The organism is Vibrio mediterranei (genome assembly GCF_013364395.1).
In the GTDB taxonomy this organism is placed as follows: Bacteria; Pseudomonadota; Gammaproteobacteria; order Enterobacterales; family Vibrionaceae; genus Vibrio; species Vibrio mediterranei.
The window spans coordinates 125,653-141,039 of the sequence record NZ_JABXGK010000001.1 but is presented as its reverse complement, the minus strand read 5'-3'; the positions used below and the strand labels follow the sequence as shown (position 1 = coordinate 141,039).

Genomic DNA, 15,387 nt, shown 5'->3' with positions numbered 1-15,387 from the left:
GCATTATACAGATCACAAAAAGGTATGCAAGGGGTGAGGGAAAATTAATCAGAAATGTCATTTAAAAAGGGCTCAAGCTGGTTGCTTAAGCCCTTGGAAACCATTTGCGTCATTATTCTTCGTCGACGAACTGCGCTTGTAAGTAGTTTTCTATACCGACTTTTTCAATTAGTCCCAATTGAGTCTCTAGCCAATCGACATGCTCCTCCTCATCTTCGAGAATATCTTGGAACAGATCTCTTGAGACAAAATCGCGCGTATCTTCTGCATAAGCAATAGCATCTTTTAAGTCTGGTATCGCATCCATCTCAAGTTTAAGGTCGCACTCGAGCATCTCTTTGGTGTCTTCTCCGATCATGAGCTTCCCCAAGTCCTGGAGGTTGGGTAGACCTTCCAAAAATAATATACGTTCAATAAGATGATCTGCGTGTTTCATCTCATCGATAGATTCATGGTATTCCTTATCGGCTAGATGCTTTAGCCCCCAGTCTTTGTACATTCTTGCGTGAAGGAAGTATTGATTGATAGCAACGAGTTCATTGCCCAGTATTTTATTGAGATGTTGAATTATGATTGGATCGCCTTTCATGACAAAACCCTCCTCTTTGGCTCATTAATAACTGTAGAACCTATTGGAGAGGTGTCAAAGTGACCAGACGAAGGTCTTGAGGTTAGCTTACTTTTGCAAGCTGAAGCGTCTGTGTTTCGCTCAAGATTTCTTTAGCTTGTTTGACACACTTACCACATTGAGAGCCAAGAGAAGTGCATTTTCTGATGGTGCGCATATCGCTGATACCCTCTTCGATAGCAAGCTTACGCAGTTTTTTATCAGAGATGCCGTGGCAAAGACAAACAAACATAATACAACCTTAAACAATTCACGGATATAAATATAAACGAGAATTGTTAGCATTACTAGTGCTATTTTTGGTTGAACTGGCAGCAATCAGCTAACCCACTGAACAAGAAATACATTTAGTCGCACAAAAAAAGAGGAGCCTAAGCTCCTCTTTTTATGTTTATTGCGATTATCAACTAAATATTAGTCGAAGATCTTAGCAACAACACCAGCACCTACTGTACGGCCACCTTCACGGATAGCGAAACGTAGACCTTCGTCCATTGCGATTGGAGCGATTAGCTCAACTTGCATTTGGATGTTGTCACCTGGCATTACCATTTCTACGCCTTCTGGTAGAGAGATGTCACCAGTTACGTCAGTTGTACGGAAGTAGAACTGTGGACGGTAGCCTTTGAAGAACGGAGTATGACGGCCGCCTTCGTCTTTAGAAAGTACGTATACTTCTGACTCGAAYTTAGTGTGTGGGTTGATTGAGCCAGGAGCTGCAAGAACTTGACCACGCTCAACTTCGTCACGCTTAGTACCACGTAGAAGTGCACCAACGTTCTCACCAGCACGACCTTCGTCAAGAAGCTTACGGAACATCTCAACACCAGTACAAGTAGTAGTTGTAGTYTCTTTGATACCTACGATTTCTACTTCGTCACCTACGCGTAGGATACCGCGCTCGATACGACCAGTTACAACTGTACCACGACCTTGGATCGAGAATACGTCTTCGATTGGTAGTAGGAACGGTTGGTCTACTGCACGCTCTGGCTCTGGGATGTAAGAGTCTAGTGCTTCTGCAAGCTCAACGATTTTCGCTTCCCACTGCTCTTCGCCGTTTAGTGCGCCTAGTGCAGAACCTTGGATAACTGGTAGGTCATCACCTGGGAAATCATACTCAGATAGAAGTTCACGAACTTCCATTTCAACTAGCTCTAGAAGCTCTTCATCATCAACCATGTCACACTTGTTCATGAATACGATGATGTAAGGGATACCAACCTGACGGCCTAGTAGGATGTGCTCACGAGTCTGAGGCATTGGGCCGTCAGTTGCAGCAACAACTAGGATACCACCGTCCATTTGCGCAGCACCAGTGATCATGTTTTTAACATAATCCGCGTGTCCTGGGCAGTCTACGTGTGCGTAGTGACGAGTTGGAGTGTCGTACTCAACGTGAGAAGTTGCGATTGTGATACCGCGCTCACGCTCTTCTGGAGCGTTATCGATAGATGCGAAGTCTTTCGCTTCACCGCCGTACACTTTAGCTAGAGTAGTACAGATTGCAGCAGTTAGAGTTGTTTTACCGTGGTCAACGTGGCCGATAGTACCAACGTTAACGTGCGGTTTAGTACGTTCAAATTTTTCTTTAGACACGATCGTGTTCCTTCCTAGTTATGATTCGCCCCGAGAACGAATTTTGTCGGGGCGCGCCAGAATTTGCTATTTTATGCGTCAATTTTACTCAACGCAACAGATTCATTACTAAACAATAGCTGATTAGCTGCGCTGTGCAATAATCGCATCCGCCACATTCTTCGGAGTCTCAGCGTATTCGCTAAATTCCATCGAATATGACGCACGACCTTGGGTCGCACTACGCAAGTCAGTTGCGTAACCAAACATCTCAGAGAGCGGTACTTGTGCACGGATGATCTTAAGGCCAGCGTGGCCGTCATCCATACCTTCGATCATGCCGCGGCGACGGTTAAGGTCACCAACAACATCACCCATCCAATCTTCTGGAGTCGTTACTTCAACCTTCATCATTGGCTCAAGCAGAACAGGTTGTGCTTCAAGCGCACCTTTTCTGAAGGCCATCGAGCCGGCGATCTTAAACGCCATCTCGCTAGAGTCGACATCATGGTAAGAGCCATCATACAGTGTTGCTTTGACATCCAGTACAGGATAGCCAGCAAGAACACCGTTGTTCATCTGCTCTTCGATACCTTTCGATACCGAGCTGATGTATTCCTTAGGAACCACACCACCCACGATCTCGTCAACGAACACAAACCCTTCACCCGCTTCAGATGGCTCAAGCTTAAGCCATACGTGACCATATTGACCACGACCACCTGATTGGCGAACAAATTTGCCTTCAACTTCTGTGCTGCCGCGAATTGTTTCGCGGTACGCAACTTGAGGTTTACCCACGTTGCAATCAACACTGAATTCGCGCTTCATACGGTCAACGATGATGTCTAGGTGAAGCTCACCCATACCTGAAATTAGCGTTTGGCCAGTTTCGTCATCGGTTTCCACACGGAACGACGGGTCTTCTGCTGCCAGTTTACCTAGCGCAATACCCATTTTCTCTTGGTCAGCTTGAGAGCGAGGCTCTACCGCGATCTGAATAACTGGCTCAGGGAATTCCATGCGCTCAAGAATCACTTTGTGGTTCTGGTCACACAGGGTATCACCTGTTGTTACGTCCTTCAGACCAATCGCTGCTGCAATGTCACCCGCACGAACTTCTTTTACTTCTTCGCGCTTATTTGAGTGCATTTGAACGATACGGCCAAAGCGTTCACGCTTTTGCTTCACTGAGTTGTAAACAGCATCACCCGAGTTTACGACACCTGAGTAAACGCGCATAAACGCTAGAGTGCCTACAAACGGGTCGGTTGCAATCTTAAATGCAAGTGCAGCGAATGGTTCGTTGTCGTCCGCGTGACGCTCTACTTCGTTCTCATCATCGTCGATACCTTTAATCGCAGGTACGTCTACTGGAGAAGGAAGATATTCGATAACCGCGTCTAGTACCGCTTGCACACCTTTGTTCTTAAATGCACTACCACATGTTGCGAGTACAATTTCGTTATTTAGTGTACGAGTACGCAGACCCGCCTTGATTTCAGCTTCCGTTAGTTCGCCTTCTTCAAGGTATTTATCCATCAACTCTTCGCTTGCTTCTGCAGCGGCTTCAACCATGTTGTTGCGCCACTCTTCAGCTTCATCTTGCAGTTCTGCTGGAATCTCTTCGTAAGTGAAGGTCATGCCTTGATCGGCATCGTTCCAGTTGATTGCTTTCATCTTGATAAGGTCGATGACACCTTTGAACTCATCTTCTGCACCAATGTTTAATTGGATTGGAACTGGGTTCGCACCAAGACGATTTTTAATTTGGTCCACAACGCGTAGGAAGTCTGCGCCTGCACGGTCCATCTTGTTCACAAATACCATACGTGGAACGTGATATTTATCAGCTTGACGCCATACAGTTTCAGACTGAGGTTCAACACCTGATGAGCCACAGAATACAACCACTGCACCATCAAGCACACGCAAAGAACGCTCTACTTCGATAGTAAAGTCAACGTGTCCAGGGGTATCAATGATGTTTACGCGATGATCTTGGAATTGTGCTTCCATACCACGCCAGAAGGTAGTAGTAGCAGCAGATGTGATAGTGATACCACGCTCTTGCTCCTGCTCCATCCAGTCCATGGTTGCAGCACCATCGTGAACTTCGCCGATTTTGTGAGAAAGGCCAGTGTAGAACAGAATACGCTCACTTGTGGTTGTTTTACCTGCATCTACGTGAGCAACGATACCGATATTACGATAGCGCTCAATAGGAGTTTTACGAGCCACGATTGTATCCTCTTACTAAGGTTAACCTTAGAGTATAGAAAAGTGCTGCGAGAGAACCTCGCAGCACTGAAAAGGTATTACCAGCGGTAATGAGCAAACGCTTTGTTAGCGTCAGCCATGCGGTGAACGTCTTCACGTTTCTTAACCGCAGTACCTTTGTTCTCAGACGCGTCTAGCATTTCAGCAGCTAGGCGTTGAGCCATAGATTTTTCACCACGCTTACGCGCAGCTTCAACCAACCAACGCATAGCAAGTGCGTTACGGCGAACCGGACGAACTTCTACAGGTACTTGGTAAGTTGAACCACCTACACGGCGAGATTTAACTTCTACCGCTGGGCGAACATTTTCAAGAGCTTCTTCAAATACAGCTAAGTGGTCTTTACCAGACTTCTCAGCCATAGCTTCTAGTGCAGTGTAAACAATTTTCTCTGCAGTAGATTTCTTTCCGTCAACCATAAGGATGTTAACGAACTTTGCCAGCAATTCAGATTTGAACTTAGGATCTGGAAGGATCTTACGCTGACCAATTACGCGACGACGTGGCATGGATATTCTCCGTTGTCTTCTTCAGGTTATCCAAAACTTTACAGTTTCTTCAAAAATTAAAAATAATTTAGTGTTTGGCCTTACTTAACGGAATCCATTAAGACTTAGGACGCTTCACACCGTACTTAGAACGACCTTGTTTACGGTCATTTACGCCAGCACAGTCTAGTGCGCCGCGAACAGTGTGGTAACGTACACCCGGAAGGTCTTTAACACGACCACCACGGATTAGAACAACACTGTGCTCTTGAAGGTTGTGACCTTCACCGCCGATGTACGAAGTCACTTCGAAGCCGTTCGTTAGACGAACACGACATACTTTACGAAGTGCTGAGTTAGGTTTTTTAGGTGTAGTAGTGTAAACACGAGTACATACACCACGTTTTTGTGGGCACGCTTCTAGTGCAGGCACGTTGCTTTTAACAACTTGCTTTGCACGAGGCTTACGTACCAACTGGTTAATAGTTGCCATTAACTAGCTCCTGATTTACTTGAAAGTAAGCTTTGTGAAAAATCTAGCCCTAACCGCCAATGGCAATTAGGGACGCAAAATTCTATGCAGCAGTGGGAGGTGTGTCAAGAAATATACAGATCTTTTTTAGATTAACTGCCGGGTTTTCATGTTTACAGCAAGCGATATGAAACGACTACTCCCAAGTAGTACTATTAACATGTCGTTCGGTGAGTTCAACAAACCCATTAAAATCCACAACTTGAGTTGATTCTGATACTAGAGACATCAACCCTCTGGCACTAAGATCCGGTTGCAACACGAAACATGCCGAAGGTAACGTTAAGTTTTTGTCAGTGATTAAATAACACGCATTTTCGACCAAAATTACTTGGTCATCTTGCGATAAATAGCAAAGTGCTTGTTGGTAGCCAATTTCGGTTTTGATGATATGAAGCATAAAGGGAGACCTAGAACGTTAATACTTTATGACAAAGACTCAACTGTTTGGCAATTTCACCCGTTTCAACTACTTGTGCACCAATAACCAGTTGCTCGGAGTCTAGCTGATATTGCAGCATACTCTGCTCGCAGACAAAGACGTCTTCAATGTCATACAACTCCATCAGCTTAAATGCGCTGATGTAGTCACGTGATAACACGTCGGCACTGTGTTGGTTTTGTCTGAGCTGATTAACACCTGCGCCAACAAAGAATACTTTGATGTCTTCAGTAAACGCTGATGTCGCCAACAGTGCATCTAGTCCTTCACGCCCTTTTGCTGTTGAATGTGGTAATGAGTTAAATACAAACGCTAGTGTTGTCAAAACTGCACCACCCTGTCTTGCGTTAACATAGCGCTGGCGAGGCTACCCAACCCCGCGAGTTCAAAGCCTTGAGCTAAGTTATCGACATCGCGCGTATGTTGTGAGGCTTCGTCAACACCCAAGACACCACGTCGCAAAGAGGCGGCAACGCACGTTTCTAAGCGTACACCATAATCTTGTGCCAAACTCTGCCACTCAGCTGTCAAATCTAGCTCATCATTCGCAGGTACCACAAGGCGCGACGCATTGTGAATCCCATCCTGATAAAAGAACACACTCACTAGCTTATGTCCTCTAGCAATAAGAGCCTTAGCAAAGAGCAACGCGTTACGTGCAGACTGAGTCCCATAAACCGATCCATTGATAACTAATGTATAGGTTAACGCAGACACGTTATTCGTCCTCAGTCTTACGCTGACGGATATAGAGATAAACGGTGTGTTTTGAGATATTGAGACGATCTGCGACACGATTTATCGCATCTTTAATATCAAAAATACCTTTGTCGTAGAGCTCCATAACAATCTGGCGGTTCTTAGTATTGTTCGATACCGATTTATCCGCATTGATGTCTTCGATAGTGCGTTCTACGGTTTGGTCTACTAGCTCTTCTACATCACTGGCAAAGTTCACTGAAGATGCGGCATCTTTTGCATCTTGTGTAGGCATAAAAGATTGAAGGATTTGCGAGAATGGCGCATCTAAGTTCACGTTAATACACAGCAAACCAATGACACGATTATCACCATTGCGAATCGCAATAGTAATCGACTTCATCAGCACGCCACCTTTAGCGCGAGTGAAGTATGAGCGAGAGAAGTTACGCTCAGAGCCTTCGATATCTTTGAGCATCTTAAGAGCTAGGTCGGTTATTGGTGAGCCAACTTGACGCCCTGTATTTTCACCGTTGGCAATTTTCACCGCGGAAGTATTTAACGACTCCAGTGAGTGCAGAACGATTTCACAAAATGGACCAATTAAACTCGCTAATCCATCGACCACGGCCTCATAGGACTTAAGGATGATTTTGTCATGCTCGCTAAATGGCGCCACATCGACTGACTCCATTTCAAGCAGCTCATCGGGATTGGTAATTTCAGTCACTGTACTTTGACCCTAGAGATAACTTAAAAAAATTACCGTAAGTTTATCAGAAAATTTGAAGCTGACCTCTAAGTATGTCTCTAACAAGTGATTTAGGGCAAAAAAAGTGCAGTTTTTTATCTACCGTGGCTTTCATCAAACTAAAAAAAGACCCACCGTAGTGAGTCTTTATCGTTCATTGCATTAATTATTGAGTTGCTTGAGCGTCATCGCCATCGATTTTTAGCAGCTCTACTTCAAATACCAATGTAGAGTTCGCAGGAATCGTTGGTGTGTCTTGCTCGCCATAAGCTAACTCTGGTGGGATAACGAACTTGTATTTAGAACCCACTTTCATTAGCTGAACACCTTCAGTCCAACCTGGAATAACACGGTTAAGCGGGAATGTCGCTGGTTGACCACGATCGTATGAGCTATCAAATTGAGTGCCGTCAATCAAAGTACCTTTGTAGTGTACTTCTACTGTGTCAGTCTCTTTTGGTTGCGCACCAGTACCTTCTGTTTCTACTTGGTACAGTAAGCCAGAGTCTGTTTTAGTCACACCATCTTGTTTCTCGAATTCAGCACGGAAATCGTCACCAGCTTTCTTAGCTGCAGCCGCTTTTTCTTCTGATTGCTTCTGCATAGTTTCAGCAACACGCTTGTCTAAACCTTCCAGTGCAGCACGAATTTCATCTTCTGTCAGTTCAGCTTTACCCGCAAACGCTTGTTCTATACCTTTAAGAACCAGTTCTTTCTTCAGCTCGATGCCAAACTCAGCCGGTTTTTCAATGCTCGTGCTTAGGTAGTTAGCGAAAGAAACGCCGATTGCGTAAGCTGCTTTATCATCTTCTGTCTTAAAGTGAACCGCTTTGCCTGTCTCCGCTTGAACTTGCTCTTGCGCCGCTGGCTCTGCTTTTGGTTCTTCTTTTTGACAACCGACTGCCAACATTACTGTCGCAGCAAGTAGCGACACTTTAAATAGTGATTTCATTTAATTCTCCGATTATGGAATTCAACGCCTACTCATACTTATTAAACTTGTCTTTCAGCGCAGCATGCGTAACTATCTCAATCTAGTAACTATTTCTACATAGCTCAAGCTTTAAATATACTAGCTTAAACTCAAGACTCAACGTGGAATAACGCTAATGATGCGAATAATATCTCATTCTGTGCTGTGGTTAATTGTCATCAGCCTGTTAAATGGCTGCTTTTTCTCCAGTGATTCAGAGAGACAATGGGACCTAGCGCTAGAGGGAACCAGTGCCATTGCGTTAAGCCGCGATGCCAGATTCGCCTTGCTTTACTCCAAGCAGCAGCACCTTCAGCTATGGGACCTCAACCAAAACAAACTGTTAGCTCGCTTGGGCATTCAAGATCCTGAGCAGAATATTATTTCCCTCATTCGTTTTAGCGATAATGGCCGCTTTGCTGTCACTGCCACACAAACCAACTTCGCCGTCTGGGATTTAGCCTGGTCTCAATCTACCGGACTTTGGTCTATCTCTGACGGACTCATACAAGACATCGCTTTGGGCGATAATGGCGATGAAGTGCTTATTGGTCTCAGTAATGGTAAAGCCATATTCATCGATTTAGTCACTGGAAGACGCCTAGAGTTCCTCGCTCACGTAGAAAAAGTGAATTCTGTTTCACTATCGCCTAATGGAAAATACGCACTATCAGGAGGCAACGACCATAATGCTTACTTCTGGAGCACCGAATCTGGTCAAATATTACAGCAATTTGAACATGAGCAACGGGTCGGCACAGTGGAACTACAACGCGATGGTTTATACGCCCTCACTTCAGGTAGTGGAAATAATGCCATTATTTGGGATCTGAAAACTGGCAAAGAGGTCAGTCAGCTAAGCAGCTGGACTCGACAGCTTATCTTCTCCTCTGCGCGCTTTTCCGATGACGGCACTCGTTTAGTCACCGGCTCTCCCTCTTCTAGAATGGTCATCTGGGACACGCAATCTGGTAAACGGATAGAAGGCTTCGAAGTTGAGATGTTAAAAGATGTTCGTCCGCCTCGAGGAGTAGTGTATGATGCCGCTTTTGAGAGCAACCAACGCGTCCTCTCAGCCTCTTCTGCCGGTGTTGTGCAGGCTTGGAATTTGAGTGAGTAGAGATTATGAGTAATAAAGAAGTTCAGGCTCTCGAAGAGAGAATTAACGATATGGAATGCAAAATGGCATTCCAAGAGCAGACCATCGAAGAGCTCAATGACGCCTTAACTCAACAACAGCTACTGATCAGTAAAATGCAAGATCAAATGAAGTATGTTGTTGGTAAAGTGAAAAATATGGATACGTCCAACCTTGCCGATCCTTCAGAAGAAACGCCCCCTCCTCATTACTGATTGTCCAGATATAAGAAAGCCCCTGCGTAATGCTGGGGCTTTTGGATTATCTATAAGTCCTGCTAAATCACTAAAGCGCGCGTTGGCGTACCGCTTCAAATAAACAAATCCCCGATGCTACCGAAACGTTCAAACTTGATACCGAGCCCGCCATTGGAATTTTAATCAGATCGTCACACGTCTCACGAGTTAAACGGCGCATACCGTCACCTTCCGCACCCATAACAATCGCTAAAGGTCCATCAAGTTTCGCTTGGTAGATATCGTGAGTAGCTTCCCCAGCAGTCCCTGCAATCCAGATTCCTTGCTCTTGCAATGATCGCATTGTACGAGCGAGGTTAGTTACGCGAACCAAAGGAACGGTCTCGGCGGCACCACAGGCCACTTTACTGACAGTGGCCGTTAATGGCGCAGAGCGATCTTTCGGCACAATAACAGCAGCAACACCTGCCGCATCGGCATTACGTAAACAAGCACCCAAATTATGAGGGTCAGTCACACCATCAAGAATTAGCAATAGTGGCTGAGCATGCTGGCTTAGAATACTGTCTAGATCATTCTCATTGAGCTGCTTAGCTGGTTTTACTTTCGCAATGATTCCCTGATGATTGGCACCACGTGCTTTGTCATCAAGCGTCTTACGGTTCATTTGCTGAATCGACACACCAATTTGAGTCAATTCATTCAGCACTGGCATCAAGCGCTCATCTTGACGCCCCTTTAATACGTACGCTTCTATAAAACGTACTGGATCTCTTTCCAATACAGCTTTCACAGCATGTATGCCGTAGATAAATTCGTTACTCATGGTTTAACCTTGAATTCTATTTTTTCTTCGCTCGACCCGCTTTACTGCGCGCTTTGTTCTTGCGAGCTTTTTCGGCTTTGGACTTTTTGCGCTTATGCGGCAATACGTCTTCTTGTCCGTCAGGCCTTTTCGTTGCTTCGACAAGAGGCTTAGCTTTTGCGCCTCGCTTACCTCTTACTTCTGCGACACGTTGTTTTGCCTTCGCTTTTTTCTTCTCAGCTTCAGCAACACGTTTTTTAGCCGTTTTTCCTTTGCCGCGTAGCTTACGACTTGTTTCCTCTAATTCAAAGTCTATTTTCTTCTCATCAAGGTTAACCGCCAGCACTTTTACTTTTACCGCATCACCTAATCGATAAATCGCACCAAAGCTTTCACCGATAAGTCTTTGACCTATTGGATCAAACTGATAGTAGTCATTAGCAAGTGAGGAAATATGTACCAAACCATCAATGTGCAATTCCGTTAAACGTACAAAGAACCCAAAACCGGTGACATTCGCAATAACACCATCAAGAACTTCGCCAACATGGTCTTGCATGTACTCACACTTGAGCCAATCTGCCACATCACGTGTCGCATCATCCGCTCGGCGCTCTGTCATCGAACATTGCTCACCATAGAAGTCCATATCATCGAAGGAATAATGGTAGCCACCGGTTGGTGTCCATCGATCGGTGTTGCGACCTTCTTGCTTAGCAATTAGATACTTAATCGCTCGATGCAGCAACAAGTCAGGATAACGACGGATTGGAGAAGTAAAGTGCGCATAGCGTTTGAGCGCTAACCCAAAGTGACCTGCATTATCTGCGTTATACACCGCTTGCTTCATTGAGCGTAATAGCATGGTCTGGATCAACTCTTTGTCTTGGCGCTGCTGGATTTTTCGAATCAGCTCAGCGTAATCCGTTGGTGACGGGTCTAAACCACCAGATAAATCTAAGCCAAGCTCCCCCAAGAAATCTCTAAAGCCTTGCAGTCTTTCCTCTCCCGGAGTCTCGTGAATGCGATACAGGGCCGGCTCTTTGGCTTTCTCAACCAGAGAAGCGGAAGCAATGTTTGCCAATATCATACATTCTTCGATGATCTTATGGGCATCATTGCGAATCACAGGTTCGATGCGGTCAATTTTACGCTCTGCATTGAAGATAAATTTGGTTTCTACTGTTTCGAACTCAATTGCACCACGATAGTCACGTGCCTCTTTCAGCACTTGATACATATTGTGGAGCTCATGCAAGTGTGACACTAACGCACTATAGCGTTCACGTAACTCTTCGTTACCCTCTAAAATATCACTCACTTTGTTATAGGTCAGGCGAGCATGAGAGTTCATCACAGCTTCGTAATGCTTATAACCTGAAAGTTTGCCCGTTTCCGAAATGGTCATTTCGCACACCATACATAAACGGTCTACTTGAGGGTTAAGCGAACACAATCCGTTCGACAATACCTCAGGTAACATAGGAACCACCTGAGATGGGAAATAAACAGAGTTACCACGTATGATGGATTCTTTATCTAGAGGGGAATCCGGACGAACATAATAGCTGACATCCGCGATCGCAACCCATAAGCGCCAACCACCACTTTTTTTACGTTCACAGTAGACGGCATCATCAAAGTCACGAGCATCTTCACCATCAATCGTGACAAGAGGCAACTCGCGTAGATCGACGCGGCCCTTTTTAGCCTCTTCAGGTACAAATTCGCCAAATTGCTGAACTTGCTTTTCAACTTCAGCTGGCCACTCATGAGGAATTTGATGAGTGCGAATTGCTATTTGGGTTTCCATGCCAGGCGCCATGTTCTCGCCGAGCACTTCAACTACTTGCCCCATCATTCCACGAGATCGGCTGCCGCGGTCAGTCACTTCAACCACAACAACATTGCCCATTCGGGCACCGCCTCGGTGTTCGTTCGGGATTAGGATATCTTGGCTAATACGAGAATCATCAGCAACGACATAGGCGTAACCGTATTCTAGGAAAAATCGGCCTACGACTTGCGTCTTGCGCTCTTCCAACACACGTACGAGTCGCCCTTCCTTTCGACCACGTTTATCGGTGCCAGATGGCTGTACTAATACAAAATCGCCATGCAATAGTGTACGCATTTGGTGATGAGGAAGCAGAACATCATTGTCCTTATTCATGCTTCCTTCAGGTCTCACCCAGCCATGTCCATCTTTATGACCTATGACATAGCCTTTAATCATTTCTAATTTATCTGGTAAGGCATAACACTGGCGTCGAGTAAAGACCAACTGGCCATCACGCTCCATAGCACGTAAACGACGACGCAGCCCTTCATAATGCTCTTCGCCTTCAAGCCCTAATGCTTCAAACAGATCATTTCTGTTCATTGGTACATTAACGCTTTCTAAGAAATCGGTGATGAATTCTCGGCTTGGAATTGGGTTGTCGTAGTTTTGGGACTCTCTTTCTGCAAAAGGGTCGTCTACTTTGATATCGCTAGGCTTGTTCGACATAGTCTGACCTATATTTTAGGAGGGATACGTCGATTATAACTGACAGAGCAGATAAGCTACAGAAATGCTTTGAATTTCTCGTATTGCTGAAAGATTACCAGAACGTCGTTCGACGCTTTGCCCTTGCGATAATGTTTTCAGGCATACGTTGCTCTAAGCCACGTCTTAACATAGAGATACGTTTATGCTTACGACTATCGGGAGTCACCGAGTTGTAGAGCCAACGATATGCATCTTCGTAGTCCAGAGGGCTACCAAAATCTCGAAGCAACAATTCTGCAAGTTGAATCCTCGCATCAATATTGCCCATTGACGCCGCTTCTCTAAAATAGGGAATGGCTCGCTCTTTATCTTGCTGCACAAAAGTACCACGAGAGTAATAGCGGCCTAGCTGTTCAAGCGCTACCGGTAATCCTTGATGGGCTGCATTTTCCATGTAGTACAGACCCAACTCAACATCTTGAGGCACACAAACACCCCAAGCAAGCATATCGCCATAAAGAAATTCATAGGAAGGTAAGTTGATGCGGGTCGCGCGCGCCATAATATCTTCAACCAGCTGACAGTTATCTGCTTTGACTCGAGCTAGATGTCGATTTTCTTCAATTAAACCAATCAGTTCATCTTCAGAATAGATAGGGATCGGAGCCCCCACTTCTTTGGCGTGAAGTGTTTTTACAGAGCCAAGTAGCGCCATGCAAACAAGTGCTGCTAGTTTGTGTCGCTTAATCACTGTGTAACTACTCCTCATACGCAAGTACCAAAGCCAACCAACGCTTATGGATGGTTTAACTTTTATCGGCAGTTACTCGCCTCGCTTTAGAGAAAAAATGGGAAAAGTGGCAATATATTGCCACTTTTGAATAGCTGAAGTTCAAAGACGTCAAAACCTTGGCACAAGATCACATTTGCTCAATGTTCATCACCAATAAAAAAAGCCAGCGTAAATGCTGGCTTTTTAGAACTTTCAATCGATTAAGCCTCGAATGGCTGAACCTTAATGATCGTTTCGTTACGATCTGGACCTGTAGAGATAATATCTACTGGTACGCCTGTCAGTTCTTCAATACGCTTGATGTAGTCTAGAGCGGCTTGAGGAAGTTGCTCGATAGACGTTGCACCAAATGTTGTTTCAGACCAACCAGGCATAGTTTCGTAAATTGGTGTTGCTTCTTCAAAAGCTTCAGCAGCCATTGGAGAAACTTCCAAGATAGAGCCATCTTTCATCTTGTAACCAGTACAGATTTTCAGCTCTTCTAGACCGTCAAGCACGTCTAGTTTAGTTAGACAGAAACCTGAGATAGAGTTGATTTGTACTGCACGACGCATTGCTACGGCATCAAACCAACCAGTACGACGTAGACGACCTGTTGTAGCACCGAACTCGTGACCAACATCACCAAGGTGCTTACCTACTGGGTCTTGCTTATCTAGGCCATCGTAAAGCTCTGTCGGGAATGGACCTGAACCAACACGAGTACAGTAAGCTTTAGTAATACCTAGAATGTAACCGATATGACGAGGACCAAAACCTGAACCTGCCGCAACACCGCCAGCGGTAGTGTTTGAAGACGTTACATAAGGGTATGTACCGTGGTCGATATCTAGAAGCGTACCTTGAGCACCTTCGAACATGATCTTGTCACCACGTTTACGCGCTGCATCAAGTTCATCAGTTACATCAATAACCATTGAAGTTAGAAGGTCTGCATAACCCATGCATTGTTCTAGAACTTCGTCATAGCTTACTGTGTCTGCTTTGTAGAAGTGCTCTAGTTGGAAGTTATGGAACTCCATGACTTCTTTTAGCTTCTCAGCGAAGACTTCTTTATCGAAAAGATCACCAACGCGTAGACCGCGACGTGCAACTTTGTCTTCGTATGCTGGACCGATACCACGACCAGTTGTACCAATTGCTTTATTACCACGAGCGATTTCACGCGCTTGGTCAATAGCAATGTGGTAAGGAAGAATTAGAGGACAAGCTTCAGAAACGAAAAGACGCTCGCGAACCGGAATACCACGTTCTTCTAGAGGCTTCATTTCTTTAAGAAGTGCTTCTGGTGAAAGAACAACACCATTACCAATAACACACTTAATGTTATCGCGAAGAATGCCTGATGGAATCAAATGAAGAACGGTTTTTTCACCGTTAATGACTAGAGTGTGACCTGCATTGTGACCGCCTTGGTAGCGAACCACGTACTTTGCATCTTCAGTTAAAAGGTCTACGATTTTACCTTTACCTTCGTCACCCCATTGGGTGCCCAGAACGACTACGTTATTACCCATCTTTCCAAATCTGATTGCTAGTTAAAAAAGGATTCTAGCATCGAAATCACAAATTTGCAGTCATTTTTTAAGCAT

At 45.0% G+C, this 15,387-nt stretch carries 17 protein-coding genes; 2 read left to right on the top strand and 15 right to left on the bottom strand.

Going from position 1 to position 15,387, the window contains the following annotated elements:
- Positions 1-112 precede the first annotated feature (112 nt).
- The 11 genes from bfr to fkpA form a co-directional block, all read right to left on the bottom strand.
- Positions 113-589, bottom strand: coding sequence for a bacterioferritin (gene bfr, locus HOP38_RS00720; RefSeq protein WP_038228832.1), 477 nt, complete (start codon positions 587-589; stop codon positions 113-115).
- An 82-nt stretch (positions 590-671) separates the two neighbouring features.
- Positions 672-860 (bottom strand): (2Fe-2S)-binding protein, encoded by a 189-nt coding sequence (locus tag HOP38_RS00715; protein WP_062462315.1) that lies wholly within the window; start codon positions 858-860, stop codon positions 672-674.
- Positions 861-1,042: 182 nt separating this feature from the next.
- Positions 1,043-2,227 (bottom strand): elongation factor Tu, encoded by a 1,185-nt coding sequence (gene tuf, locus HOP38_RS00710; RefSeq protein WP_062462317.1) that lies wholly within the window; start codon positions 2,225-2,227, stop codon positions 1,043-1,045.
- A gap of 123 nt (positions 2,228-2,350) precedes the next feature.
- Positions 2,351-4,447: an elongation factor G gene (fusA, locus tag HOP38_RS00705; protein ID WP_038224544.1), complete on the bottom strand. Its 2,097-nt coding sequence runs from the start codon at positions 4,445-4,447 to the stop codon at positions 2,351-2,353.
- A gap of 77 nt (positions 4,448-4,524) precedes the next feature.
- Positions 4,525-4,995, bottom strand: a complete 471-nt coding sequence (rpsG, locus tag HOP38_RS00700; protein WP_031493416.1) for a 30S ribosomal protein S7 — start codon at positions 4,993-4,995, stop codon at positions 4,525-4,527.
- 97 nt (positions 4,996-5,092) lie between these two features.
- On the bottom strand, positions 5,093-5,467 hold the full coding sequence (gene rpsL / locus HOP38_RS00695; protein ID WP_004399892.1) for a 30S ribosomal protein S12: 375 nt from the start codon (positions 5,465-5,467) through the stop codon (positions 5,093-5,095).
- A gap of 175 nt (positions 5,468-5,642) precedes the next feature.
- Positions 5,643-5,906: a sulfurtransferase complex subunit TusB gene (tusB, locus tag HOP38_RS00690; RefSeq protein ID WP_031493415.1), complete on the bottom strand. Its 264-nt coding sequence runs from the start codon at positions 5,904-5,906 to the stop codon at positions 5,643-5,645.
- 10 nt (positions 5,907-5,916) lie between these two features.
- Positions 5,917-6,273 carry a sulfurtransferase complex subunit TusC gene (gene tusC, locus HOP38_RS00685; RefSeq protein WP_062462320.1) on the bottom strand — a complete coding sequence of 119 codons (357 nt, stop codon included), beginning with the start codon at positions 6,271-6,273 and terminating at the stop codon, positions 5,917-5,919.
- Entirely contained in the window at positions 6,270-6,665 is a 396-nt protein-coding gene (tusD, locus tag HOP38_RS00680) for a sulfurtransferase complex subunit TusD (protein WP_038224549.1), read from the bottom strand. Before tusD ends, tusC begins: the two co-directional genes overlap by 4 nt.
- A gap of 1 nt (position 6,666) precedes the next feature.
- Complete coding sequence (locus HOP38_RS00675; RefSeq protein ID WP_051647237.1) at positions 6,667-7,341, bottom strand: helix-turn-helix transcriptional regulator; 675 nt, start codon at positions 7,339-7,341, stop codon at positions 6,667-6,669.
- A gap of 223 nt (positions 7,342-7,564) precedes the next feature.
- Complete coding sequence (gene fkpA / locus HOP38_RS00670) at positions 7,565-8,350, bottom strand: FKBP-type peptidyl-prolyl cis-trans isomerase (protein WP_038224550.1); 786 nt, start codon at positions 8,348-8,350, stop codon at positions 7,565-7,567.
- A gap of 160 nt (positions 8,351-8,510) precedes the next feature.
- On the opposite strand from fkpA, the gene HOP38_RS00665 reads away from it, so the two are divergent.
- Both HOP38_RS00665 and HOP38_RS00660 read left to right on the top strand, forming a co-directional pair.
- Positions 8,511-9,491, top strand: a complete 981-nt coding sequence (locus tag HOP38_RS00665) for a WD40 repeat domain-containing protein (protein WP_198558233.1) — start codon at positions 8,511-8,513, stop codon at positions 9,489-9,491.
- Between the two features lie 5 nt (positions 9,492-9,496).
- A complete protein-coding gene (locus tag HOP38_RS00660; protein ID WP_006075239.1) occupies positions 9,497-9,724 on the top strand; it encodes a SlyX family protein in 228 nt (75 codons plus the stop codon).
- 70 nt (positions 9,725-9,794) lie between these two features.
- Here the strand turns inward: HOP38_RS00660 and rlmB are convergent, their stop codons facing one another.
- From rlmB to HOP38_RS00640, 4 genes are all read right to left on the bottom strand, one after another.
- Positions 9,795-10,532: a 23S rRNA (guanosine(2251)-2'-O)-methyltransferase RlmB gene (gene rlmB / locus HOP38_RS00655; protein ID WP_006075240.1), complete on the bottom strand. Its 738-nt coding sequence runs from the start codon at positions 10,530-10,532 to the stop codon at positions 9,795-9,797.
- Between the two features lie 16 nt (positions 10,533-10,548).
- Positions 10,549-13,020, bottom strand: coding sequence for a ribonuclease R (rnr, locus tag HOP38_RS00650; RefSeq protein ID WP_198557253.1), 2,472 nt, complete (start codon positions 13,018-13,020; stop codon positions 10,549-10,551).
- Positions 13,021-13,114: 94 nt separating this feature from the next.
- Positions 13,115-13,771: a flagellar protein MotX gene (gene motX / locus HOP38_RS00645; RefSeq protein ID WP_216613809.1), complete on the bottom strand. Its 657-nt coding sequence runs from the start codon at positions 13,769-13,771 to the stop codon at positions 13,115-13,117.
- Between the two features lie 224 nt (positions 13,772-13,995).
- Positions 13,996-15,312 (bottom strand): adenylosuccinate synthase, encoded by a 1,317-nt coding sequence (locus tag HOP38_RS00640; RefSeq protein WP_006075243.1) that lies wholly within the window; start codon positions 15,310-15,312, stop codon positions 13,996-13,998.
- Positions 15,313-15,387 lie beyond the last annotated feature (75 nt).

What these genes read in the sequence shown, in the direction of transcription:
- rpsG (WP_031493416.1), bottom strand. Translation starts at nt 4,995, where the DNA reads ATGCCACGTCGTCGCGTAATTGGTCAGCGTAAGATCCTTCCAGATCCT.
- rpsL (WP_004399892.1), bottom strand. Translation starts at nt 5,467, where the DNA reads ATGGCAACTATTAACCAGTTGGTACGTAAGCCTCGTGCAAAGCAAGTT.
- rnr (WP_198557253.1), bottom strand. Translation starts at nt 13,020, where the DNA reads ATGTCGAACAAGCCTAGCGATATCAAAGTAGACGACCCTTTTGCAGAA.
- fkpA (WP_038224550.1), bottom strand. Translation starts at nt 8,350, where the DNA reads ATGAAATCACTATTTAAAGTGTCGCTACTTGCTGCGACAGTAATGTTG.
- rlmB (WP_006075240.1), bottom strand. Translation starts at nt 10,532, where the DNA reads ATGAGTAACGAATTTATCTACGGCATACATGCTGTGAAAGCTGTATTG.
- HOP38_RS00640 (WP_006075243.1), bottom strand. Translation starts at nt 15,312, where the DNA reads ATGGGTAATAACGTAGTCGTTCTGGGCACCCAATGGGGTGACGAAGGT.
- HOP38_RS00675 (WP_051647237.1), bottom strand. Translation starts at nt 7,341, where the DNA reads ATGGAGTCAGTCGATGTGGCGCCATTTAGCGAGCATGACAAAATCATC.
- tusB (WP_031493415.1), bottom strand. Translation starts at nt 5,906, where the DNA reads ATGCTTCATATCATCAAAACCGAAATTGGCTACCAACAAGCACTTTGC.
- HOP38_RS00715 (WP_062462315.1), bottom strand. Translation starts at nt 860, where the DNA reads ATGTTTGTTTGTCTTTGCCACGGCATCTCTGATAAAAAACTGCGTAAG.
- HOP38_RS00665 (WP_198558233.1), top strand. Translation starts at nt 8,511, where the DNA reads ATGCGAATAATATCTCATTCTGTGCTGTGGTTAATTGTCATCAGCCTG.
- HOP38_RS00660 (WP_006075239.1), top strand. Translation starts at nt 9,497, where the DNA reads ATGAGTAATAAAGAAGTTCAGGCTCTCGAAGAGAGAATTAACGATATG.
- motX (WP_216613809.1), bottom strand. Translation starts at nt 13,771, where the DNA reads ATGAGGAGTAGTTACACAGTGATTAAGCGACACAAACTAGCAGCACTT.
- bfr (WP_038228832.1), bottom strand. Translation starts at nt 589, where the DNA reads ATGAAAGGCGATCCAATCATAATTCAACATCTCAATAAAATACTGGGC.